Source organism: Variovorax sp. OK605 (genome assembly GCF_900115445.1).
Classification (GTDB): domain Bacteria; phylum Pseudomonadota; class Gammaproteobacteria; order Burkholderiales; family Burkholderiaceae_C; genus Variovorax.
Window position 1 is genome coordinate 456,501 of the sequence record NZ_FOWL01000002.1, and the last position, 20,247, is coordinate 476,747.

Annotated in this window: 18 protein-coding genes; all 18 read left to right on the top strand. The window is 69.6% G+C overall.

Annotated features, from left to right (window positions below):
- Positions 1-12 precede the first annotated feature (12 nt).
- The 18 genes from BM013_RS06510 (at position 13) to BM013_RS06595 (ending at position 20,195) form a co-directional block, all read left to right on the top strand.
- Positions 13-1,005, top strand: coding sequence for a PDR/VanB family oxidoreductase (locus BM013_RS06510; protein ID WP_093124338.1), 993 nt, complete (start codon positions 13-15; stop codon positions 1,003-1,005).
- Between the two features lie 19 nt (positions 1,006-1,024).
- Positions 1,025-2,338, top strand: a complete 1,314-nt coding sequence (locus BM013_RS06515; RefSeq protein WP_093124341.1) for an aromatic ring-hydroxylating dioxygenase subunit alpha — start codon at positions 1,025-1,027, stop codon at positions 2,336-2,338.
- Positions 2,338-2,838, top strand: a complete 501-nt coding sequence (locus tag BM013_RS06520; protein ID WP_093124344.1) for an aromatic-ring-hydroxylating dioxygenase subunit beta — start codon at positions 2,338-2,340, stop codon at positions 2,836-2,838. The genes BM013_RS06515 and BM013_RS06520 overlap by 1 nt, the downstream gene beginning before the upstream one ends.
- A 7-nt stretch (positions 2,839-2,845) precedes the next feature.
- Positions 2,846-4,492 (top strand): AMP-binding protein, encoded by a 1,647-nt coding sequence (locus BM013_RS06525; protein ID WP_093124347.1) that lies wholly within the window; start codon positions 2,846-2,848, stop codon positions 4,490-4,492.
- Entirely contained in the window at positions 4,489-5,661 is a 1,173-nt protein-coding gene (locus BM013_RS06530) for a thiolase family protein (protein ID WP_093124350.1), read from the top strand. The genes BM013_RS06525 and BM013_RS06530 overlap by 4 nt, the downstream gene beginning before the upstream one ends.
- Positions 5,662-5,746: 85 nt before the next feature.
- Positions 5,747-7,000 (top strand): SDR family NAD(P)-dependent oxidoreductase, encoded by a 1,254-nt coding sequence (locus BM013_RS06535; RefSeq protein ID WP_093124353.1) that lies wholly within the window; start codon positions 5,747-5,749, stop codon positions 6,998-7,000.
- Positions 7,001-7,017: 17 nt separating this feature from the next.
- The gene (locus tag BM013_RS06540; RefSeq protein WP_093124355.1) at positions 7,018-7,830 is read left to right on the top strand and encodes a cyclase family protein; all 813 of its coding nucleotides are present in this window, start codon (positions 7,018-7,020) and stop codon (positions 7,828-7,830) included.
- Positions 7,831-7,978: 148 nt separating this feature from the next.
- The gene (locus BM013_RS06545) at positions 7,979-8,713 is read left to right on the top strand and encodes an SDR family NAD(P)-dependent oxidoreductase (RefSeq protein WP_093124358.1); all 735 of its coding nucleotides are present in this window, start codon (positions 7,979-7,981) and stop codon (positions 8,711-8,713) included.
- 63 nt (positions 8,714-8,776) lie between these two features.
- A complete protein-coding gene (locus tag BM013_RS06550; protein ID WP_093124361.1) occupies positions 8,777-9,946 on the top strand; it encodes an ABC transporter substrate-binding protein in 1,170 nt (389 codons plus the stop codon).
- 57 nt (positions 9,947-10,003) lie between these two features.
- A complete protein-coding gene (locus BM013_RS06555; RefSeq protein ID WP_093124363.1) occupies positions 10,004-11,146 on the top strand; it encodes an ABC transporter substrate-binding protein in 1,143 nt (380 codons plus the stop codon).
- Between the two features lie 27 nt (positions 11,147-11,173).
- Positions 11,174-12,505, top strand: coding sequence for an aromatic ring-hydroxylating dioxygenase subunit alpha (locus BM013_RS06560; RefSeq protein WP_093124365.1), 1,332 nt, complete (start codon positions 11,174-11,176; stop codon positions 12,503-12,505).
- Positions 12,502-12,966, top strand: coding sequence for an aromatic-ring-hydroxylating dioxygenase subunit beta (locus tag BM013_RS06565; protein ID WP_093124368.1), 465 nt, complete (start codon positions 12,502-12,504; stop codon positions 12,964-12,966). Before BM013_RS06560 ends, BM013_RS06565 begins: the two co-directional genes overlap by 4 nt.
- A gap of 40 nt (positions 12,967-13,006) precedes the next feature.
- Positions 13,007-14,170 (top strand): ABC transporter substrate-binding protein, encoded by a 1,164-nt coding sequence (locus BM013_RS06570; protein WP_093124371.1) that lies wholly within the window; start codon positions 13,007-13,009, stop codon positions 14,168-14,170.
- Positions 14,171-14,204: 34 nt separating this feature from the next.
- Positions 14,205-15,260 (top strand): branched-chain amino acid ABC transporter permease, encoded by a 1,056-nt coding sequence (locus BM013_RS06575; protein WP_093124373.1) that lies wholly within the window; start codon positions 14,205-14,207, stop codon positions 15,258-15,260.
- On the top strand, positions 15,257-17,047 hold the full coding sequence (locus BM013_RS06580; protein WP_093124376.1) for a branched-chain amino acid ABC transporter ATP-binding protein/permease: 1,791 nt from the start codon (positions 15,257-15,259) through the stop codon (positions 17,045-17,047). The genes BM013_RS06575 and BM013_RS06580 overlap by 4 nt, the downstream gene beginning before the upstream one ends.
- Before the next feature lie 82 nt (positions 17,048-17,129).
- Complete coding sequence (locus tag BM013_RS06585) at positions 17,130-17,861, top strand: ABC transporter ATP-binding protein (protein WP_093124379.1); 732 nt, start codon at positions 17,130-17,132, stop codon at positions 17,859-17,861.
- On the top strand, positions 17,851-19,440 hold the full coding sequence (locus BM013_RS06590) for an ATP-dependent acyl-CoA ligase (protein ID WP_093124382.1): 1,590 nt from the start codon (positions 17,851-17,853) through the stop codon (positions 19,438-19,440). The genes BM013_RS06585 and BM013_RS06590 overlap by 11 nt, the downstream gene beginning before the upstream one ends.
- Before the next feature lie 5 nt (positions 19,441-19,445).
- Positions 19,446-20,195 (top strand): SDR family NAD(P)-dependent oxidoreductase, encoded by a 750-nt coding sequence (locus tag BM013_RS06595; protein ID WP_093124384.1) that lies wholly within the window; start codon positions 19,446-19,448, stop codon positions 20,193-20,195.
- The last annotated feature ends 52 nt before the right edge of the window (positions 20,196-20,247 follow it).

A 20,247-nucleotide genomic window follows, 5' to 3' on the forward strand; every position in this document is an offset into this window, starting at 1 on the left:
GAGACAAAGAAGATGACCGCACCCTCAGCCACCCTTGCACTGCGCGTCGTCGAGGCGCGCGAACTGAATCCGCTGATCCGCATGCTGCGCCTGCGCGCCGATGACACCCGCGCGCTGCCCGGCTTCGCGGCCGGCGCGCACATCCGCGTGCAGGTGTCGCTGCCCGACGGCAAGACCGACTGGCGCCACTACTCGCTCATCAACTTCGCGACCGCGCGCAACGCCACCAACGCGCCGACCGAGTACGTGATTGCCGTGCGCAAGGAGGCCGAAGGCCGCGGCGGTTCGCGCTTCATGCACGAGCAGCTGAAAGAGGGCGATGCCCTGGCCGTCGAAGCGCCGAAGAACGACTTTCCGCTGCACACCGGCCCCGGCGGCTCGGTGCTGGTGGCCGGCGGCATCGGCGTCACGCCGCTCGCCACCATGGCGGCCCGCCGCCGCGCGGAGGGCGCGCCCGTGCGCATGCACTACGCCGGCCGCAGCCGCGACCTGATGGCCTTCCTGCCCGAGCTGCAAGACCTGCTGGGCGACGACCTGCGCGTGCATGCCGATGCCGAGGCCGGCCGGCCGCTGGACATCGATGCGCTGCTCGACGGCGTACCGGCGAGCGACCGCCTCTACGTGTGCGGCCCCAAGGTCATGCTCGACGCCGTGCTCGAGCGTACGCAGGCACGCGGCTGGGAGCACGACCGCGTGCACTTCGAACTGTTCACCGAGGTCGTCGCCGAGGCCGGCGACCAGCCCTTCGAGGTGGAACTGGCGCAGTCGGGCCAGCGCTTCACCGTGCCGGCCGACCAGAGCCTGCTCGACTGCCTGATCGAGAACGGCTGCGACCCGATGTTCGACTGCAAGCGCGGCGAATGCGGCGTGTGCGCCGTGCCCGTGCTCGAAGGCGAGATCGACCACCGCGACTACGTGCTGACCGCCCGCGAGAAGGCCGAGGGCACCGTCATGCAGATCTGCATCTCGCGCGCCAAGGGTGCGCGCCTGGTGCTCGACATCTGAAGCCAGGAGCCACGAGACCATGACCGCGTACCGAGACAACCCCGATGCGATCCGCGCGCTGGTGCAGAACGACCGGGTGCACCGCGACCTGTACACCAGCCAGGAGCTGTTCGAGCTGGAGCAGGAGCACTTCTTCGCCAACACCTGGAACTACGTCGGCCATGAGAGCCAGCTGCCCAAGCCCGGCGACTGGATCAGCAACGAGATCGCGGGCCGCCCGCTGATCATCGTGCGCCACTCCGACGGCAGCGTGCGCGCCATGATGAACCGCTGTGCGCACAAGGGCTCGCGGCTGGTCAACGGGCCGTGCGGCAACACCGGCAAGTTCTTTCGCTGCCCGTACCACGCGTGGACCTTCAAGACCGACGGCGCGCCGCTGGCGATTCCGCTGAAGACGGGCTACGAGCACACGCAGCTGCACGAGTGCGAGTCGGGCAAGGGCCTGACGCTGGTGAAGCACGTGCGCAGCCACCGCGGCTTCATCTTCGTGAAGATCAACGATGCGGGGCCGGACTTCGACGCGTACTTCGGCGATTCGCTGAGCTCCATCGACAACATGGCCGACCGCTCGCCCGAAGGCGAGCTCGAGATCGCGGGCGGCTGCCTGCGTTTCATGCACCAGTGCAACTGGAAGATGTTCGTCGAGAACCTCAACGACACCATGCACCCCATGGTGGCGCACGAGTCCTCGGCCGGCACCGCCAAGCGCATGTGGGCCGACCAGCCCGAGGACGCGCCCAAGCCTATGGCCGTGGAGCAGTTCGTGCCCTTCATGTCGGACTACAAGTTCTTCGAGGACATGGGCATCCGCACCTACGACAACGGCCACAGCTTCACGGGCGTGCACTTCAGCATCCACAGCAAGTACAAGGCGATTCCCGCGTACGACGACGCCATGAAGGCGCGCTACGGCGAGGAGAAGACCGCGCAGATCCTCGGCATGGCGCGGCACAACACCGTGTACTACCCGAACCTGACGATCAAGGGCGCGATCCAGGCGATCCGCGTGGTGAAGCCGATCTCGGCCGACAGGACGCTGATCGAGAGCTGGACCTTCCGCCTGAAGGGCGCGCCGCCCGAGCTGCTGCAGCGCACCACCATGTACAACCGCCTGATCAACTCGCCGTTCTCGGTGGTGGGCCACGACGACCTGCAGGCCTACCGCGGCATGCAGGCCGGGCTGCACGCGAGCGGCAATGAATGGGTCAGCCTGCACCGCGACTACGACGCGTCGGAGCTGAAGGGCGGCGAGATCACCACCGGCGGCACCAGCGAGCTGCCGATGCGCAACCAGTACCGCAGCTGGGTGCAGCGCATGACGGAGACGATGTGATGGCCGGCACTGACACCACCCGCCAGATCACTCAGCAGGATCTGGTCGACTTCGTCGTGAACGAGGCGCACCTGCTCGACACGCGCCGCTACGAGGAATGGAACGCGCTCTTCACCGACGACGCGTTCTACTGGATCCCGCTCGTGCCCGACCAGGAAGACGGCCTCAACCACACCTCGCACCTCTACGAGGACAAGCTGCTGCGCGACCTGCGCATCGAGCGTCTCAAGAGCCCGCGCGCCTTCTCGCAACAACCGGCCAGCCGCTGCCACCACCTGCTGCAGGTGCCGGTGGTCGAGCAGTTCGACGCCGAGGCCCACCGCTTCGTGGTGCGCACCGCGTTCCACTACACCGAATCGCAGGGCGACGAGCTGCAGTTCTATGTCGGCACCTTCTTTCATCACCTCACGGTGCAGGACGGCGCGCTGCGCATGACGCTCAAGCGCGTCAACCTGCTCAACTGCGACGCGGCCCTGCCGGCCGTGCAACTCTTCATCTAGGGACGCGATGCACGACTTCACCGTTCCCTTCACCGTCCACGGCGTCTTCCAGGCCACCGCGGCGCGCACGCCGCAGGCCGAGTTCCTGTTCACCGAATCGGTGACGGCCGCGGCCTACGGCATCGAGGCCGGCGCCATCCGCTGGGGCGAGGCTGCCGCGCAGATCGAACGCCTGCGCGCGGCCTATGCGCAAGCCGGCTACGGGCACGGCCACCGCGTCGGCCTGCTGCTGGAGAACCGGCCGGCCTTCATCTTCCATTGGCTCGCGCTGAACGCGCTGGGCGCCAGCGTGGTGCCCATCAATGCCGAGATGCGCTCGGCCGAGCTGGTCTACCTGATCGGCCACAGCGACATCGGCCTGGCCGTGACGCTGCCGGGCCGCGCCGCCGACCTGCACGCGGCAGCAGCGCAGGCCGGCGTGGCTTTCGAGACCATGGGCCCCGACGACGCCGTGCCGGCAGCGAAGACCGCCGCACCGCGCGCCCACGAACCCATCGGCGCCGACACCGAATGCGGGCTGCTCTACACCTCGGGAACCACGGGCCGACCCAAGGGTTGCATCCTGAGCAACGCCTACTTCCTGCGCGCCGGCGAGTGGTACGCCTCGCTCGACGGCGTGTGCAGCATCCGCCGGGACGCGGAACGCGTCATCACGCCGCTGCCGCTCAACCACATGAACGCGATGGCGTTCTCCACCATGGTGGTGCTGGTGGCCGGCGGCTGCCTGGTGCAGCTCGACCGCTTCCACCCCAGGAGCTGGCTGGCCAGCGCGAAGGAAAGCGGCGCGACCATCGTGCATTACCTGGGCGTGATGCCGGCCATGCTGCTGTCCGCGCCCGCGTCGCCGGCCGACGGCGACCACGCCATCCGCTGGGGTTTCGGCGCCGGCGTCGATCGCAAGAACCACGCGCCCTTCGAAGAACGCTTCGGCTTCCCGCTGGTCGAGGCCTGGGCCATGACCGAGACCGGCGCGGCCGCCTGCATCATGGCCAACCGCGAGCCGCGCCTGGTGGGCACCAGCTGCTTCGGGCGGCAGGAAGACTTCGTCGAGATCCGCCTGGTCGACGAAGCAGGCAACGACGCGGCCACCGACATGCCCGGTGAGCTGCTCGTGCGCTCGTCGGGCCATGACCCGAAGCGCTACTTCTTCTCCGGTTACCTGAAGGACGACGAGGCCACGCGCGAGGCCTGGGCCGACGGCTGGTTCCACACCGGCGACCTGGTGCGCCGCGACGCCGAAGGCAACTTCTTCTTCGTCGACCGCAAGAAGAACGTGATCCGCCGCAGCGGCGAGAACATCTCGGCCGTGGAGGTAGAGAGCGTGCTCAACCAGCACCCGGCGGTGAAGGCCTCGGCCGTGGCCGCCACGCCCGACGCGGTGCGCGGCGACGAGGTGCTGGCCTGCATCGTGATGCACGAAGGCGCCGATGCCTCGCAGCCCGCGCAGACCGCCGCCAGCATCGTCGCGCACGCGCTGGCGCAGCTGGCGTACTACAAGGCGCCCGGCTACGTGGCCTTCGTCGATGCGCTGCCGCTCACGCCGTCGCAGAAGATCCAGCGCGGCCAGTTGCGCGAGATGGCGCAGTCGCTGCCGGGGCAGGGCCACTGCATCGACACCCGCGCGATGAAGAAAAGACAGGTAGGTCAGGCATGACGAAGCGGCGACTTTCCTACGAAGGCGTCGCGGTCGCGGTGCCCGTCACCGTGCCCTACGTGCGCTACTCCACGCGCACCGCGCACTGGTTCATCGGCCAGGCCCTCGAGGCGCTGGTCGAGGCCAGCGGCGTAGCCAAGGAGCAGATCGACGGCCTGTGCCTCAGCAGCTTCTCGCTCGCGCCCGACACGGCCGTGGGCGTCACGCAGCACCTGGGCCTGTCGCCGCGCTGGCTCGACCATGTGCCGACCGGCGGCGCGTCGGGCGTGATGTGCCTGCGCCGTGCGGCCCGCGCGGTGCAGGCGGGCGACGCCGACATCGTGGCCTGCGTGGGCGCCGACACCAACCACGTCGACTCCTTCCGCCAGACGCTCGGCAGCTTCAGCAACTTCGCGCGCGACGCCAGCTACCCCTACGGCTCCGGCGGGCCCAACTCGATCTTCGCGTTCATCACCGCCAACTACATGCGCACCTACGGTGTGCAGCGCGAAGACTTCGGCCGCATCTGCGTCGACCAGCGCACCAACGCGCTGGGCAACCCGAACGCGATGTTCAAGAAGGCGCTCACGCTCGACGAGTACATGGCCGCGCGCCCCATCTCCGACCCGATCCACCTGTTCGACTGCGTCATGCCCTGCGCGGGTGCCGACGCCTTCCTGGTGATGAGCGAGGAGCGCGCGCGCGACCTGGGGCTGGCGCACGTGGTGATCCGCGGTGCCATCGAGCGCCACAACGCCTACGCCGAAGACCCGGTGATGGTGCAGGGCGGCTGGCGCAAGGACCGCGACGACCTCTATGCGCAGGCCGGCGTGCGGCCCGCCGCGCTCGACTTCGTGCAGACCTACGACGACTATCCCGTCATCGTGATGATGCAGTTCGAGGACCTCGGCTTCTGCGAGAAGGGCGAGGGCTCGGCCTTCGTGCAGGCCAACACCATGACCTTCGACGGCAGCTTTCCGAACAACACGAGCGGCGGGCAGCTGTCCGCAGGGCAGGCCGGTGCGGCCGGCGGCTTCCTCGGCATGGTCGAGGCGATTCGCCAGCTGACCGGCGAAGCAGGCCAACGCACGGTGCCCGACGCACGGCTCGGCCTTGTCGCCGGCTTCGGCATGGTGACCTACGACCGCTGCCTGTGCACAGGCGCCGTCATCCTCGGGAGACCGGAATGATGTACCCCCACGTTTGCCGCTTCGCGGCTGCTCTGCCCCCCGAGGGGGCCGCGCGCCTGCCTTGGGGCGGCCCGGCGGAGGCGCCATGACCATGCCCCTGATGCGCCCCCCGCGCAAGAACCCGGTGCTGCGGACCCGGCAGATGAACCTGCCGCCCGGCGCGCGTGGCCGCGTGGCGCTCGGCCTCACGGCCGCCGCCGCCGAAGGCCGCTTCGAGCTGCAGACCTGCGACGACTGCGGCACGGTGCAGTACCCGCCGCGCGAGGTCTGCCACAAGTGCCTTTCCGCCGCGCTGCGCTGGCGCGAACAGAGCGGCGAGGGCGCGCTGCTCGGCAGCACCACGCTGCACCACAGCAACGACCTGTTCTTTCGCGAACGGCTGCCCTGGCGGCTGGGGCTGGTGCACCTCGATGCCGGCCCCACGCTCATGGTCCACCTGCACGGCGAGGTCGGCGATGCGCCCACGCGCGTGCGTGTCGGCGCCCGCCTCGACCGCGCGGGCCAGGCCGTTCTCATTGGTTTTCCGAATGAAGGGAGTGCCCATATGGCCGACGACAAGATGCTGCGCGAGATGACCAGCGACCCCAAGTTCCGCAAGGCGCTGGTGACCGACGGCAAGACCGAGACCGGCCAGGCCATCGTGCGTGCGCTGGTGAAGGCCGGCGCCGACATCGTCTGGGTCGGCCATGCCGAGCCCTGGAAGAAGATGGGCGACGGGCTCGACGACATCGCGGCGCTGCCGCAGGTCACGCTGGTGCCGCTGGACCTCACCAACGGCCGCCAGGTGACGGAGCTGGCCGGCTCCATCGGCGGCAAGGTCGACATCGTGATCAACAACGCCGAGGTGCACCGCACCTTCGGCATCGGCGCACGGCGCGGCACCGACGTGGCCAAGGCCGAGATGGACATCAACTACTTCGGCCTGCTGCGCCTGGCGCAGGAGTTCGGCCCGGCGCTGAAGGGCCGCTCGGCCGACGGTGAGACGGGCGCGACCGCGTGGGTGAACCTGCTGTCGATCTACGCGCTCAGCAACTTCCCGCCGCACGGCACCTTCAGTGCGTCGAAGGCCGCGGCGCATTCGCTGGCCCAGTGCCTGCGCGCCGAGATGCGACCGGCGGGCATCCGCGTGATCAACGTGTTCCCCGGCCCCATCGACGACGAATGGAACCAGCACACGCCGCCGCCCAAGCTCGCGCCGGCCACGCTGGCCAACGCCATCGTGAAGGCGCTGCGCGACGGCGTGGAAGACGTGTACCCCGGCGACGTGGCGCAGGAGTGGCTGGAGCGCTGGCGCGACAACCCGAAGGTGCTCGAGCGCGAACTGGCCGCCGGCGGCTGAGCAAAAGGAAGCACACGATGACAACGACAACCGAACTGATGTCCGCCGCCGAGATCCTCGGCGGCCTGGTGACGGCCATGGCCAGCGGCCGCATCCGCGTGATCGACCTCACGCAGACGCTCACGCCCGAGTTCCCGCAGATCGCATTGCCGCCCGAAATGGGGCAGTGCTGGCCCTTTCGCATCGAGGAAGTGTCGAAGTACGACGAGCGCGGCCCGGGCTGGTACTGGAACAACTTCTCCTGCGGCGAGCACACGGGCACGCACTTCGACGCACCGATCCACTGGATCTCGGGCCGTGACCTGCCGAACAACTCGGTCGACACGATTCCGGTGCAGCACTTCGTGGCCCCGGCCTGCGTGATCGACTGCTCGGCCGACGTGCAATCGAACGACGACTACCTGCTGAGCGTGGCCGACATCGAGCGCTACGAAGCGGCGCACGGCCGCATCCCGAAGGGCGCGTGGGTGCTGATGCGCACCGACTGGTCCAAGCGCAGCGACCCCGAGGCCTACCAGAACTTCGACGAGACCGGCCAGCACACGCCGGGCCCGAGCACCGAGGCCGTGCGCTTCCTGGTGGAGCAGCGCGACGTGCTGGGCTTCGGCTCGGAAGCCATCGGCACCGACGCGGGGCAGGGCTATCACCTGCGCCCGCCGTACCCGTGCCACTACTACATGCACGGCGCGGGCCGCTACGGCCTGCAGTGCCTGAGCAACCTCGACCTGCTGCCGCCGGCCGGCGCGGTGCTGATCTGCCCGCCGCTGAAGATCGAGAAGGGCAGCGGCAGTCCGCTGCGCGTGCTGGCGCTGGTGGGAGCTTCGCTGTGAGTTCCCTCTGCCGTGTTGGCTTTGGCTCCTTCTCCCGCTTGCGGGAGAAGGCGGGGGATGAGGGCTCTGCACATTGCGCGCACCCTCACCCCAATCCTCTCCCGCGTGCGGGAGAGGGGGCAAGACAGGCAAGACAGGGAGGCCGGGCATGAGCAACGCAGCACCCAAGGTCGCGGCCGTCACCGGCGGCAGCGCGGGCATCGGCAAGGCCATCTGCGAAGACCTGCTCGCGCAGGGCTACGAGGTGGTGTCGCTCGCGCGCCGCAAGGCCGAGATCGATCACCCGAAATTGCACAGCATCGAAGCCGACCTGAGCGACCGCGCCGCGACCGGCGAGGCCGTGCGCGAGCTGGTCGAGCGCTTTGCGCCGACCACCATCGTGCACAACGCCGGCGTGATCCGCGCGGCACTGCTGCCCGACGTGAAGCTCGACGACCTCGACGCGCTGGTCGACCTGCACCTGGGTTGTGCCATCCAGCTCGTGCAAGGTGCGCTGCCCGCCATGCGTGCACAGCGCTTCGGCCGCGTGGTGCTGCTGTCGTCGCGCGCCGCGCTGGGCCTGGCCACGCGCACCAGCTACTCGGCCACCAAGGCCGGCATGCTGGGCATTGCGCGCACCTGGGCGCTGGAGCTCGCGGCCGACGGCATCACGGTGAACGTGGTCGCCCCGGGACCGATCCGCACCGACATGTTCTACGACGTCGTCGAGGCCGGCAGCGAGAAGGAACGCGCGCTCGCCGCCTCGGTGCCCGTCAAGCGCCTGGGCGAGTCGGCCGACGTGGCACGGGCCGTGCGTTTCTTTGCCGACGCCGACAACAGCTTCGTCACCGGCCAGGTGCTTTACGTGTGCGGCGGCACCAGCGTCGGCAGCCTGGCCCTCTGAATATTCCTGTCCCCTGATACCTGCTTTCCCACGTTCGTCCAAAACCATCACTGGAGCATCGCCATGAAAGTCCTGAACCGAATTCGCACGCTCGCGGCCATCGCCGCGGGCCTCGGTGCGCTGAGCACCGCGGGCGCGTGGGCCGCTGACCTGAAGGTCGGCTTCATCACGTCGATGTCGGGGCCGGTGTCGTCGCTCGGCATTCCCTACGACAAGGGCATGAAGGCCGCGCTTGCCTACAAGGCCGAAGTGGGGGGGCGCAAGGTGCAGGTGATCCAGCTCGACGATGCGTCCGACCCCTCCACGGCGGCGCGCAACGCGCGCAAGCTGATCGAGGAGGACAAGGTCGACGTCATCATCGGCACGGCCGGCGCGCCGGGTTCGCTGGCCATTGCCGGCGTGGCGCGCGAGACCAGGACGCCGCTGATCTCCATCGCCAACGCCGACCTGGCGGGCGAAGAGGGCGCATGGATGGTGACGCTGCCGCAACCCGCGCCGCTGATGATGGGCGCGATGGTCGAGAAGATGAAGCAGGCCGGCGTGAAGACGGTGGCCTACATCGGCTACTCCGACGCCTGGGGCGACCTGGTGTACGACGCGCTCATGAAGTCCGCGCCCACGGCCGGCATCAAGGTGGTGTCGAACGAGCGCTACGCGCGCAGCGATTCGTCGGTGGCCGGACAGGTGCTGAAGATCGTGGCGCTGAAGCCCGACGCGGTGATCACCGGCGCCTCGGGCACGCCCGGCGCGCTGCCGTACCTGGCACTCACCGAGCGCGGCTACAAGGGAAAGATCTACGGCATGCACTCGCTGATCAACCCCGACTTCATCCGTGTCGGCGGCCCGTCGGTCGAAGGCCTGCTGGCGCCCACCGGCCCGGTGGTGGTGGCCGAGCAGTTGCCCGACAGCAACCCGATGAAGAAGATCTCGATGGACTTCCGCGCGGCCTACCAGAAGGCCAACGGCGCGCCGCCCACCGACACCTTCTCGGCCTACAGCTTCGATGCCTGGCTGATCTACCTCGACTCGGCGCAGCGCGCGCTGGCCAACAGCAAGGCCGAGCCGGGCACGCCGCAGTTCCGCCTGGCGCTGCGCGACGCCATCGTGAGCACCAAGGAGCTGGTGGGCACGCACAGCGTCTACAACTTCAAGCCGACCGACCGCTACGGCTCGGACGACCGTTCGCGTGTCGTCGTGAAGCTCGAAAAGGGCCAATGGAAGCTCGTTCCCTGAGCCGCACGCATCGCCCGAACCCCGTCTCAACCGCCTGAACTGCCTGAACCGCCTCACATGAAAAAGATCACTCGCATCCTCGCCGCCACGGCCGTCGCGCTGGCTGCCGCGCAAGCCATGGCCGCCGACCTGAAGATCGGCTTCATCAGCTCGTTGTCGGGCCCCGTGGCCGCGCTGGGCATTCCGTACGAGAAGGGCATTCGCGCCGCCATTGCCGAGCACCCGGAGATCGCCGGGCGCAAGGTGCAGCTGATCGTGCTCGACGACGCCTCCGACCCCACCACCGCCGGGCGCAACGCGCGCAAGCTGGTGACCGAGGACAAGGTCGACGTGCTCATCGGCACCTCGGGCGTGCCGGGCGCCATGGCCATCGCCGCGGTGGCGCGGGAACTCAACACGCCGCTGATCTCGCCCACGCCGGTGACCATCGCCGGCCCCGAGGGCGCGTGGACGGTGACGGTGTCGCAGCCGTTCCCGCTCATGGTGGCGGGCGTGGTCGAGCGCATGAAGAAGTCGGGCGTGAAGACGGTGGCCTTCATCGGCTTCTCGGACGCGCTGGGCGACCTGGCCTACGACTCGCTGGTGAAGAGCGCCGACACCGCCGGCATCAAGGTGGTGGCGAACGAGCGCTATGCGCGCAGCGATTCGTCGGTGGCCGGGCAGGTGCTGAAGATCGTCGGGGCGCGGCCCGACGCGGTGTTCGCGGGCAACTCGGGCACGCCCGGCGCGCTGCCCTACCTGGCGCTGGCCGAGCGCGGCTACAAGGGCAGGATCTACGGCACGCACGGCCTCATCAACGCCGACTTCGTGCGCGTGGGCGGCGCCTCCATCGAAGGCCTGCAGGTGCCCAGCGGCCCGGTGCTGGTGGCCGACCAGCTGCCCGACAGCAACCCGATCAAGAAGGTGTCGATGGGCTTTCGCAACGCGTACCAGAAGGTCAACGGCGCGGTGCCGACCGATGCCTTCTCGTCGTACACCTACGACGCCTACCTGCTGCTGGCCGATGCGGCCTCGCGGGCCAAGGGCGAGCCGGGCACGCCGCAGTACCGCACGGCGCTGCGCGATGCGATCGTGAGCACCAAGGAGCTGGTGGGCACGCACGGCGTGTACACCTTCAAGCCCGACGACCGCTACGGTTCCGACCAGCGCGGCGTGGTCATCGTGCAGATGACCAAGGGCCAGTGGAAGCTGGTTCCCTGAGCCCGGCCTGAGCCACCGAGCACCACCATGACCACCTACCGCAACCGCCCCGATCTTGTCGCGGCGCTGGTCCGCGACGACCGGGTGCACCGCGACCTGTACCTCAGCGACGAGCTTTTCGCGCTGGAGCAGGAACACCTGTTCGCCAACACCTGGGTCTTTCTAGGCCATGCGAGCCAGGTGCCCGAGCCCGGCGACTTCGTGACGCAGGACATCGCGGGGCGGCCGCTGCTCATGGTGCGCCAGCCCGGCGGCGACGTGCATGTGCTCTACAACCGCTGCGCCCACAAGGGCACGCAGCTGGTGACGGACGAGAGCGGCAACACCGGCCGTTTCTTCCGCTGCCCGTACCACGCGTGGACCTACAAGCTCGACGGCGCGCCGCTCGGGCTGCCGCTGAAGAACGGCTATGAAGGCACGCAGCTGAAGGCCTGCGAATCGGGCCAGGGGCTGTCGGCGGTGAAGCATGTGAAGGTGTACCGCGACTTCGTGTTCGTGCGGCTGTCGGACACCGGCCCTTCGTTCGAGGGCTACTTCGGCGAGGTGCTGGGCGCCATCGACAACATGGTCGACCGCTCGCCCGAAGGCAAGCTGAGCGTGGGCGGCGGCGTGCTGCGCAACATCGTGCACTGCAACTGGAAGATGTACCTGGAGAACATCAACGACACGGTGCACCCGATGTCCACGCACGAGTCGGCCACCAAGGCGGCCGAGGCACTGTGGGGAGGCCATGCGCCCACCGACCCCAAGCCCATGGCGATGGAGCAGATCCTGCCCTTCGGCTCGGGCTACGAATTCTTCGACAAGATGGGCGGGCGCGTGTTCGCCAACGGCCACAGCGTGCTGGGGGTGAACTTCAGCATCCATTCCAACTACGCGCAGCTGCCCGCGTACGAGGCCGCGATGCGCGCCGCGCACGGCGAGGCGCGCGCCACGGAGATATTGCAGCGCTCGCCGCAGAACTCGGTGTTCTATCCGAGCCTGTCGGTCAAGGGCTCGCCGCAGGCCATCCGCGTGATCCGCCCGCTGGCGGCCAACCGCACGCTGATCGAAGCCTGGAGCTTCCGCGCGGCCGGCGCGCCGGCACTGCTGTTCGAGCGCGCCATGAGCTACAACCGCCTCGTGTTCTCGCCCATGTCGGTGGTGGCGCACGACGACGTGCATCTGTTCGAGAGCATCCAGCAGGGCCTGCGCGCCGGCGGCAACGAATGGGTGAGCCTGCACCGCAACCACGACCCGGCGGAGACGCAGCAGGCCACGGTGACCACCAACGGCACCAACGAACTGCTGATGCGCAACCAGTTCCGCGCGTGGGCGAAGTCCATGGCGGCGGGCCTGAATGCGGAGGCCGCGCCATGACGGACCCGCGCGACGTGGTCGCCCACGAGGCGGCGCTGCTCGACGAAAAACGCTTCGACGAATGGCTGGCCCTGTTCGCGGAGGACGGCCACTACTGGGTGCCGCTGCTCGGCGCGGCGCAGGCCGATCCGTTCTCGCACAACTCGCTGGCCTACGAAGACCGCCTGCTGCTGCAGCTGCGCGTGGAGCGCCTGAAGAACCCCCGCGCGCACTCGCAGCACCCGGCCAGCCACAGCCAGCACGTGCTGCAGCCCTCGCGCATCGAGCACCAGGGCGGCGACGAAGTGCGCCTGCGCACGCCGTTCCTGTACGTGGAGGCGCGCGGCGAAGACCAGGTGCTGCTGAGCGGCACGGCCCGCCACCACCTCGTGCGCACGCCCGGCGGCTGGCGCATCCGCGAGAAGCGCATCGACCTGCTCAACGCCGCGCGTGCGTTGCCGGCGATCCAGTTGTTCATCTGAGTTTCCTGTTCATTCCCACCATCCTCACTGGAGCTACGACATGAAGAGCCTGATGCAGACCTTGACGCGCGGCACACTCACCGCGGCGCTGACCGCCTGCGGCATTGCCAGCGCATTCGCGGCCGACCTCAAGGTCGGCCTGAGCGTGTCGCTGTCGGGGCCGAACTCCTCGCTGGGCGTGCCTTACGCCAAGGGCATGCAGGCCGCGCTGGCCTACAAGCCCGAGGTGAACGGCCGCAAGGTGCAGCTCATCGTGCTCGACGACGGTTCCGACCCGACCACGGCCGGGCGCAACGCGCGCAAGCTGATCGAGGAAGAAAAGGTCGACGTGCTCATGGGCACCTCGGGCGTGCCGGCCGCCATTGCGATGGCGCAGGTGGGCAAGGAAGCGAAGACGCCGATGATCGGCCTCACGCCCATCCTGCTCGACCCCAACGAGAACCCGTGGGTGATGACGGTGGCGCAGCCCACGCAACTGATGATCGACGCGGTGGTCGAGCGCATGAAGCGCAACAACGTGAAGACCGTGGGCTACATCGGTTTCACCGACGCCTGGGGCGACCTGGTGTACGACGCGCTCATGAAGGCCGCGCCGGCCGCCGGCATCAAGGTGGTGAGCAACGAGCGCTATGCGCGCGCCGACGCGTCGGTCACGGGCCAGGTGCTGAAGATCGTGGCGCTGCGGCCCGACGCGGTGATGACCGGCGGCGCCGGCACGCCGGGCGCGCTGCCGTTCCTGGCGCTGCAGGAGCGCGGCTTCAAGGGCGGCGTGTACGGGCAGCACGGGCTGATCAACCCCGACTTCGTGCGCGTGGTGGGTGCCTCCGGCCAGAACGCGCTGATGCCCACGGGCCCGGTGATCGTGGCCGAGCAGCTGCCCGACAGCTACCCGACCAAGAAGATCGCGACCGAGTTCCGCGCCGTGTTCCAGAAGGTCAACAACGCACCGACCAGCGACGCCTTCTCGGCCTACTCGTTCGACGGCTGGCTGGTGTTCGCGGACGCCGCATCGCGCGCCATGAAGAAGGCCGAGCCGGGAACGCCCGAGTTTCGCGTCGCCCTGCGCGATGCCATCTTCAGCACCAGGGAAGTGGTGGGCACGCACGGTGTCTACAGCTTCAAGCCCGGCAGCCTCTACGGCGTGGACGAACGTGCCCGCGTGATCGTCAAGCTCGACAACGGCCAATGGAAGCTCGCACCTTGAACCGCTCGCCTTTGCTTTGCCGGAGGGCCGCGCGATGACATGGGACGTGGCACTCATTCTTCTCACCGACGGGCTGGCCAACGGCGCCGTCTACCTGCTGGCCGGGCTCGGGCTGGTGCTGATCTTTTCCGTCACGCGGGTGGTGTTCGTGCCGTTCGGCGACATCGCGGCCTTCGCGGCCCTGTCGCTCGCGGCGTTTGAAACCGGCCACGTGCCGGCGACCATCGGCATGGTGGCGGTGCTGGCCGCGCTGGCGCTGGCCACCGAGATCGGCAGCCTGCTGCGGCGCGGCGAGACCGCGCGCATTCCCAAGGCCGTGCTGATGTGGGGCGTGCTGCCCGCCATTCCGTGCGTGCTGGCGTGGCTTGCGGCGCGGCCCGGCGTGCCGGTGGCGGTGCACATCGCCGTGGCGGTGCTGCTGGTGGTGCCGATTGCGCCGCTGCTCGCGCGGGTGGTGTTCCAGCCGATCGCGGACGCGTCGGTGCTGGTGCTGCTGATCGTGTCGCTGGCGCTGCACTTCCTGCTGTCGGGCCTGGGCCTGCTGTTCTTCGGGCCTGAGGGCTCGCGCACCACGCCGCTGACCAGCGCCGTGTTCACGCTGGGCGACGGCTTCACCGTCAGCGGCCAGGTGGTGCTGATGGTGGGGGCGGCCATTGTGCTGAGCGGGCTGTTCTTCCTGGTGTTCGAGCGCACGGTGGCCGGCAAGGCGCTGCGCGCCACGGCCGTGAACCGGGTGGGCGCGCGGCTGGTGGGCATCCGGCCGGTGCGCACGGCGCTGTTGGCGTACGGCTGCGCCTCGCTGCTGGCGGGGCTCATCGGCGTGCTGATTGCGCCGGTGACGACCATGTACTACGACTCGGGCTTCATCATCGGCCTGAAGGCCTTCGTGGCCGCGATCATCGGCGGGCTGGTGAGCTACCCGATGACGGCCGTGGGCGCGCTCGCGGTCGGCGTGGTGGAAAGCTTCGCCTCGTTCTGGAGCGGTGCGCTGAAGGACGTGATCGTCTTCAGCCTGCTGATTCCCGTGCTCATGCTGCGCTCCTTCATGGTCGCGCACGCCGAAGAGGAAGAAGACGAGGTGGACCAATGAACGCGAATCTCAAGAAGCGCGGCGCTTGGATCGCCGGTATCGTCGCCGTGCTGGCCCTGGTGCCGGTGGTGGCGGGCAGCTTCACCGTCTCGCTGCTCAACGACATCGGCATCGGCGCACTGGTGGCGCTGGGCCTGGTGATGCTCACGGGCGTGGGCGGCGCCACGTCGTTCGGGCAGGCGGCCTTCGTGGGCATCGCGGCCTACGCGACCGCATGGCTCACCACCACGCAGGGCATGTCGCCGTGGATCGGGCTGCTGTTCGCGCTGCTGCTCACGGGGCTGTCGGCGCTGGCCATCGGCATGCTCACGCTGCGGCTCGGCGGGCACTTCCTGCCGCTGAGCACCATCGCATGGGGGCTGTCGATTGCGATGCTGTTCGGCAACGTCGACGCGCTGGGCCGGCACACGGGGCTGTCGAACATTCCGGCGCTGCAGGTGGCGGGCTGGTCGCTGGCCGACCCGCGCGCGATGTACTACCTGATCTGGGTGGTGGTGGGGCTGGCCTGCCTGTTCAGCCACAACCTGCTGCAGTCGCGGCCGGGTCGCGCCATTCGCGGGCTGCGCGGCGGTGCCACGCTGCTGGCGAGCGTGGGCGCGGATGCGTACCGCGTGCGGCTGTCGCTGTTCGTCACGGCGGCGTTGTTCGCGGGGCTGGCGGGTTGGTTGTACGCGCACATGAACCGCTTCGTGAGCCCGTCGCCCTTCGACGTGCGCGCCAGCATCGAGTACCTGCTGATGGCGGTGGCCGGCGGGCTCGGGCAACTGGCGGGCGCGCTGGTGGGCGCCGCGCTGGTGCTGGTGCTGAAGAACGGCCTGCAGGACGTGCTGCCGATGCTCACGCAGCGCGCCGGCCAGCTGGAGGCCGTGGCCTTCGCCGCGCTCTTCATCCTGCTGCTGCACTTCGCGCGCGGCGGCGTCATGGGCCTGCTGCGCCGCTGGACGCACCGGCGCGGCGCGCCGCAGGGGCCGTCGCGCCACGAGGCGGCGCCGGTCGAGCCGCTGGCCAACCGCACGCTGCCGGCACGCGGATCGCCGGTGCTGTCGGTCAACGGCGCGGTCAAGCGCTTCGGCGGGCTGGTGGCGGTGAACGACGTGAGCTTCGACGTGAAGGCCGGCGAGATCGTCGGGCTGATCGGGCCCAACGGCGCGGGCAAGTCGACCATGTTCAACCTGCTGACCTGCACGCTGCCCATGAGCGCGGGGCAGGTGCGCTTTCTGGAGCACGACATTGCCGGCCTGCCGCAGCGGCAGGTGGCGCGGCTGGGCCTGGCGCGCACCTTCCAGCACGTGAAGCTGAGGCCGCGCATGAGCCTGCTCGACAACGTGGCGCTGGGCGCGCACTCGCGCACGCGCTCGGGCATCCTGAAGGCGGGCCTGCGGCTCGACCGCAACGAGGAAAGCCAGATCCTGCAGGAGGCGCAGCGCCAGCTCGACCGTATCGGCTTGGGCGACCGCGCGCACGAGCTGGCGGGCAGCCTGCCGCTGGGCACGCAGCGCATCCTGGAGATTGCGCGCGCGCTGGCCGCCGACCCGGTGCTGCTGGTGCTCGACGAGCCCGCCGCCGGCCTGCGCCGCAAGGAGAAGATGGCACTCGGCGACCTGCTGCGCAAGCTGCGCGAGGAGGGCGTGACCATCCTCATCGTCGAACACGACATGGACTTCGTGATGAAACTGGTGGACCGATTGGTGGTGATGAACTTCGGCTCCAAGCTCGTGGAGGGCGTGCCGTCGGCGGTGCGCGCCGACGAGCGTGTGCAGGCGGCTTACCTGGGGAGCGTCGTATGAGCGCCGCACGGCCGCCCGAAGGCGCGGGCCCCCTTCAGGGGGTGGGAGAAGTACACGAAGTGAGAAGCCTGGGGGTAACGAAATGACCGCGATGCTGGAGATTGGCGACCTGCATGTGTCGTACGGGCAGGTGGAGGCGGTGCGCGGTGTGTCGCTCGACCTGCAGCCGGGGCAGATCATCTCGGTGATCGGCCCGAACGGCGCGGGCAAGACCACGCTGCTGGCCGCGGCGATGGGGCTGCTGCCCTGCAAGGGCACGCTGCGCTTCGAAGGCGAAGACCTGCAGGGGCTGGACGTGGAAGCGCGCGTGGAACGCGGCCTGTGCCTGGTGCCCGAGAAGCGCGAGCTGTTCGGCGAGCTCACCGTGCTCGACAACCTGCAGCTCGGCGCCTATGCCAAGCGGCTGCGCGGCGACGCGATGAAGAAACGGCTGCAGTCGGTGTACGACCGCTTTCCGCGGCTGGCCGAGCGGCGCTCGCAGCGTGCGGACACGCTCTCCGGCGGCGAACGGCAGATGCTGGCGGTGGGGCGCGCGCTGATGTCGGCGCCGCGCCTGCTGATGCTGGACGAGCCCAGCCTGGGCCTGGCGCCGCTGATCGTGCGCGACATCCTGACCATCGTGCGCAAGCTGCGCGACGACGGCGTGTCGATCCTGCTGGTGGAGCAGAACGCGCGCGCCGCGCTCGAGAGCTCGGACGAGGGCTATGTGCTGGAAACCGGCGAGATTGCGCTGTCGGGCGCATCGGCCGAGCTGGCGAGCGACCCGCGCGTGCAGGCCACCTACCTTGGCGGAGGCACGCACGATGACGAGTGACGCGCGCGCCGTGCCGCCCGCGCAGCGCACGCTGCCGGCGATGCTGCAGCGGCAGGCCGGGCTGTTCGGCCCGCGCGCGCTGCTGCGGATCGCGGGGCGGGCGTGGGCGCACCGCGACGCAGCGCAGGCAGCAGCCGTTCGCGCCGGCGCGCTGGCAGCGGCCGGCGTGGTGCGCGGCGACCGCGTGGCCGTGATGTGCGGCAACCGTGTCGAGTTTCTCGAGAGCTTCCTGGGCGCGGGTTGGCTGGGTGCGGCGGTGGTGCCGGTCAATACGGCGTCGATGGGGCCGCAGGTCGAATACTTCCTCGCGAACAGCGAGGCGAAGCTGCTGGTGATCGAGGCGGGCTTTCTGTCGCGGCTTGCCACGGCGGACCTGGCGCGCACCGCGTTGCGCGAGATCTGGGTGGTGGGCGAGGGCGAGCCCGCGGACTGGCAGGCGCCCGAGGGCGTGCGCGTGGCGCCTTACCCCGAAGGCGGCGAGGCGCTCGCGCCCGCGGCCGTGCAGCCCGGCGATCCGCTTGCGATCCTCTATACCTCCGGCACGACCGGGCCGGCCAAGGGCGTGATGTGCCCGCACGCGCAGTATTTCTGGTGGGGCGTGAACAGCGCGGAAGTGCTCGGCGTGGGCGCCGGCGACGTGCTGTGCACCACGCTGCCGCTGTTTCACATCAATGCGCTCAACACCTTCGCGCAGGCTGCGCTGACCGGCGCCGAAGTGGTGTTCGAGTCGCGCTTCTCCGCCTCGGGCTTCTGGCCGTCGATGCGCGCGAGCGGCGCGACGGTGGTGTACCTGCTGGGCGCGATGGTGCCGATCCTGCTGGCGCAGCCCGAAGGGACCGGCGAGCGCGATCACCGCGTGCGCATCGGCCTGGGGCCGGGCGTGCCTTCCGCGGCGGGGGCGGCGTTCAAGGCGCGCACGGGCGTGCCGCTGCTCGAAGGCTACGGCTCGACCGAGACCAATTTCGCGATTGCCACCGCGCCCGATTCGCCGCGCGGCGGCGTCATGGGCTGGCTGCGGCCAGGCTTCCAGGCGCGCGTGGCCGATGAGGACGACGGGGCCCTGCCGCCCGGCGAGGCCGGCGAGCTGCTGCTGCGCGCGGACGAGCCGCACGCCTTTGCGAGCGGCTACTTCAACATGCCCGGGAAGACGGTCGAGGCCTGGCGCAATCTCTGGTTCCACACCGGCGACCGCGTGGTGCAGGACGCCGACGGGGCGTTCCGTTTCGTCGACCGCATCAAGGACGCGATTCGACGGCGCGGCGAGAACATCTCGTCGTTCGAGGTCGAACAGGTGCTGCTGAGCCACGCGGGCGTGGCCTCGTGCGCGGTGTACCCGGTGCGCTCCGAACTGGCGGAGGACGAGGTGATGGCCGCGCTGGTGGCGCGCGAGGGCGTGGCCATCGACCCCGCCGAACTCGTGCGCTTCTGCGAAGGCCGCCTGCCGTACTTCGCCGTGCCGCGCTACATCGACGTGCTGGCCGACCTGCCGCGCACCGAGAACGGCAAGGTGCAGAAGTTCAAGCTGCGCGAGCGCGGCGTGGGTCCGCAGACCTGGGACGGCCGGCCCGCGAGGGCCTGAGGCGCATGGCGAACGCAACGCTGCTCCCGCTTGCCGGCCGCGTGGCGTTCGTGACGGGCGCGGGGCAGGGCCTGGGCGCGGCCATTGCGCGCGGGCTGGCGCAGGCCGGGGCGCGCGTGGCGCTGGCCGATGTCGAGCCGGCGAATGCGCAGGCCGTGGCGGCGCAGATCGACGGGCTTGCGCTGCGGCTCGACGTGCGCGACGAGGCGGCGTTTCGCGATGCCTTCGACAAGGCGGTCGCGCATTTCGGCGCCGTCGACATCATGGTCAACAACGCGGCGCGCACGCCGAGCACCTCGCTGTGGGACATCACGCCCGAGGAATGGGACGACGTGCTGGCCGTGAACCTGCGCGGCAGCTTCTTCGGCTGCCGCATCGCCGGGCGGCACATGCGCGAGCGCGGTTCGGGGCGCATCGTCAACCTGGGCTCGCTGGCCGGGCAGCAGGCCAGTGCCGCGACCGGTGTGCACTATGGCGCGAGCAAGGCCGGGCTGCTGGCGCTCACGCGGTCGTTCGCGCAGGAACTGGCGCCGCACGGCGTGACGGTGAACGCGCTGGCGCCCGCCGCGATCCAGAGTCCGCCGCTGGAGGCCATGGAGCCCGCGCCGCAGCAGGCGTTGCAAGCAGCCATTCCGGTCGGACGCTTCGGCCTGCCCGAGGAAGTGGCCGCGGCGGTCGTCTACCTGGCCTCGCCGGCCGCCGCTTTCATGACCGGCGCGACGCTGGACCTCAACGGCGGCCGTTTCATGCGCTGACAACCCGGGCACGGACCGCGCGCTAAAATGGTTCAGAACTAAAACATTCAGG

Bases quoted from the DNA above. Each gene is read 5' to 3' on its own strand.
- BM013_RS06510 (WP_093124338.1), top strand. From the start codon at position 13: ATGACCGCACCCTCAGCCACCCTTGCACTGCGCGTCGTCGAGGCGCGC.
- BM013_RS06515 (WP_093124341.1), top strand. From the start codon at position 1,025: ATGACCGCGTACCGAGACAACCCCGATGCGATCCGCGCGCTGGTGCAG.
- BM013_RS06520 (WP_093124344.1), top strand. From the start codon at position 2,338: ATGGCCGGCACTGACACCACCCGCCAGATCACTCAGCAGGATCTGGTC.
- BM013_RS06525 (WP_093124347.1), top strand. From the start codon at position 2,846: ATGCACGACTTCACCGTTCCCTTCACCGTCCACGGCGTCTTCCAGGCC.
- BM013_RS06530 (WP_093124350.1), top strand. From the start codon at position 4,489: ATGACGAAGCGGCGACTTTCCTACGAAGGCGTCGCGGTCGCGGTGCCC.
- BM013_RS06535 (WP_093124353.1), top strand. From the start codon at position 5,747: ATGACCATGCCCCTGATGCGCCCCCCGCGCAAGAACCCGGTGCTGCGG.
- BM013_RS06540 (WP_093124355.1), top strand. From the start codon at position 7,018: ATGACAACGACAACCGAACTGATGTCCGCCGCCGAGATCCTCGGCGGC.
- BM013_RS06545 (WP_093124358.1), top strand. From the start codon at position 7,979: ATGAGCAACGCAGCACCCAAGGTCGCGGCCGTCACCGGCGGCAGCGCG.
- BM013_RS06550 (WP_093124361.1), top strand. From the start codon at position 8,777: ATGAAAGTCCTGAACCGAATTCGCACGCTCGCGGCCATCGCCGCGGGC.
- BM013_RS06555 (WP_093124363.1), top strand. From the start codon at position 10,004: ATGAAAAAGATCACTCGCATCCTCGCCGCCACGGCCGTCGCGCTGGCT.
- BM013_RS06560 (WP_093124365.1), top strand. From the start codon at position 11,174: ATGACCACCTACCGCAACCGCCCCGATCTTGTCGCGGCGCTGGTCCGC.
- BM013_RS06565 (WP_093124368.1), top strand. From the start codon at position 12,502: ATGACGGACCCGCGCGACGTGGTCGCCCACGAGGCGGCGCTGCTCGAC.
- BM013_RS06570 (WP_093124371.1), top strand. From the start codon at position 13,007: ATGAAGAGCCTGATGCAGACCTTGACGCGCGGCACACTCACCGCGGCG.
- BM013_RS06575 (WP_093124373.1), top strand. From the start codon at position 14,205: ATGACATGGGACGTGGCACTCATTCTTCTCACCGACGGGCTGGCCAAC.
- BM013_RS06580 (WP_093124376.1), top strand. From the start codon at position 15,257: ATGAACGCGAATCTCAAGAAGCGCGGCGCTTGGATCGCCGGTATCGTC.
- BM013_RS06585 (WP_093124379.1), top strand. From the start codon at position 17,130: ATGACCGCGATGCTGGAGATTGGCGACCTGCATGTGTCGTACGGGCAG.
- BM013_RS06590 (WP_093124382.1), top strand. From the start codon at position 17,851: ATGACGAGTGACGCGCGCGCCGTGCCGCCCGCGCAGCGCACGCTGCCG.
- BM013_RS06595 (WP_093124384.1), top strand. From the start codon at position 19,446: ATGGCGAACGCAACGCTGCTCCCGCTTGCCGGCCGCGTGGCGTTCGTG.